Origin of the sequence: Paenibacillus sp. SAFN-054 (assembly GCF_051966755.1) — a bacterium.
GTDB lineage: Bacteria > Bacillota > Bacilli > Paenibacillales > Paenibacillaceae > Paenibacillus_AQ.
Window position 1 is genome coordinate 1 of record NZ_JBQCKS010000013.1, and the last position, 1,683, is coordinate 1,683.

A 1,683-nucleotide genomic window follows, 5' to 3' on the forward strand; every position below is an offset into this window, starting at 1 on the left:
GGTTGTCGTCAGCTCGTGTCGTGAGATGTTGGGTTAAGTCCCGCAACGAGCGCAACCCTTGATTTTAGTTGCCAGCATTTCGGATGGGCACTCTAGAATGACTGCCGGTGACAAACCGGAGGAAGGCGGGGATGACGTCAAATCATCATGCCCCTTATGACTTGGGCTACACACGTACTACAATGGCCAGTACAACGGGAAGCGAAACCGCGAGGTGGAGCCAATCCTATCAAAGCTGGTCTCAGTTCGGATTGCAGGCTGCAACCCGCCTGCATGAAGTCGGAATTGCTAGTAATCGCGGATCAGCATGCCGCGGTGAATACGTTCCCGGGTCTTGTACACACCGCCCGTCACACCACGAGAGTTTACAACACCCGAAGTCGGTGGGGTAACCCGCAAGGGAGCCAGCCGCCGAAGGTGGGGTAGATGATTGGGGTGAAGTCGTAACAAGGTAGCCGTATCGGAAGGTGCGGCTGGATCACCTCCTTTCTATGGAGTACCTCGCTTCCGTAGCGAAGCGGTACAAATGAAGTGATATCACTTCAACAAAACATCATTCTATTTGTTCAGTTTTGATGGAATTTGTATGGGGCCATAGCTCAGCTGGGAGAGCGCCTGCCTTGCAAGCAGGAGGTCAGCGGTTCGATCCCGCTTGGCTCCACCAATAATTTCATCTAAAACTTGATTAAACTTTTATTCACACATTCGTGATGAACCGGAACTTTAATCGATTGATCCTTGAAAACTAGATAACGAAACGAATTTGCGTTTTAGAAATATCCTTTTCGTACTGAAATGAAATTTCGCTTCGCGCAAAATTGAATTTCAGTATAGCTGCTTGTGTCAAGTGATTGACCAAGTAAATAAGAGTAGCAGCGAAAGTTTTGGGATCATCGATCCTTTGAGAGTTTGTTTTAACTTTGATTAAGTTCAATCGAGAAACAAACGAACAACAGAGCGATGAGCGCAAAACCGTAGCGTTTGGTTAAGCTACTAAGAGCACACGGAGGATGCCTAGGCGCTAGGAGCCGAAGAAGGACGTGGCGAACAACGATACGGCCTCGGGGAGCTGTAAGCAAGCTTTGATCCGGGGATGTCCGAATGGGGAAACCCGGCTGGAGTAATATCCAGTCACTCATATCTGAATACATAGGATATGAAGAGGCAGACCAGGGGAACTGAAACATCTAAGTACCCTGAGGAAGAGAAAACAAGAGTGATTCCGTCAGTAGCGGCGAGCGAACGCGGAACAGCCTAAACCGGTCAGCTTGCTGGCCGGGGTTGTGGGACGTCTCACATGGAGTTACAAAGGAACAGATTAGGCGAAGAGGTCTGGAAAGGCCCGGCATAGAAGGTAAAAGCCCTGTAGCTGAAAGTTTGTTCCCTCCGAGACGGATCCCGAGTAGTGCGGGGCACGTGAAACCCCGTATGAATCTGGCAGGACCATCTGCTAAGGCTAAATACTCCCTAGCGACCGATAGTGAAACAGTACCGTGAGGGAAAGGTGAAAAGCACCCCGGAAGGGGAGTGAAATAGAACCTGAAACCGTGTGCTTACAAGAAGTCAGAGCCCGATCTATGGGTGATGGCGTGCCTTTTGTAGAATGAACCGGCGAGTTACGTTCCCGTGCAAGGTTAAGGTGAGAAGCCGTAGCCGCAGCGAAAGCGAGTCTGAATAGGGCGA

General features: G+C 50.0%; 1 tRNA gene and 2 rRNA genes. All 3 read left to right on the top strand.

Annotated features, from left to right (window positions below):
* Positions 1–489 (top strand): 16S ribosomal RNA (locus ACTHPM_RS27295); the annotation flags it as partial.
* A 99-nt stretch (positions 490–588) separates the two neighbouring features.
* Positions 589–664, top strand: a tRNA-Ala gene (locus ACTHPM_RS27300).
* A gap of 319 nt (positions 665–983) precedes the next feature.
* Positions 984–1,683 (top strand): 23S ribosomal RNA (locus tag ACTHPM_RS27305); the annotation flags it as partial.